Origin of the sequence: Vibrio sp. 10N.222.54.A3, from assembly GCF_041474095.1 — a bacterium.
GTDB classification, from domain to species: domain Bacteria; phylum Pseudomonadota; class Gammaproteobacteria; order Enterobacterales; family Vibrionaceae; genus Vibrio; species Vibrio crassostreae_C.
Map to the genome: position 1 here is coordinate 1 of NZ_JBFRTN010000178.1, position 359 is coordinate 359.

The 359-nt window shown below is 46.8% G+C and carries 1 protein-coding gene; it reads left to right on the forward strand.

All coding sequences use genetic code 11. The features are described 5' to 3' along the window. Positions 1 to 359: hypothetical protein (locus AB4507_RS22825; protein WP_372183481.1), on the forward strand; the 359-nt coding region annotated here is incomplete at both ends.

Below are 359 nucleotides of genomic sequence, written 5' to 3' on the forward strand. Positions count from 1 at the left end.
AATTGATAGCCCACGACCTACTCTCCCAGCCTCTCCAGAGCACCCAGATATGGACTTTGATGATACACCTCGTTGGTCTCCAGATTTCGGTGAAGACCGTCCTGAAATGGAAGAGCGTGACCTGACAGTTAAGATCATTAACGGCGAAATCCACATTATCGACGAAAACACCAGTGAGTGGGTAGGTACTGTACAACGCAAGGATGGTGAGATCATTTTCCGTGGCAACGGCGACTTTGAAAAAACTCTAGTAAAAGTTGAAGGTGACCTAGAAGCTAACGGCAGTGCAGCCATCGTTAAAGGTAATGGCGAATGGTTAGCAACTGTTGAGCGTGTGGACAGTGGTTTTGAGATAACTA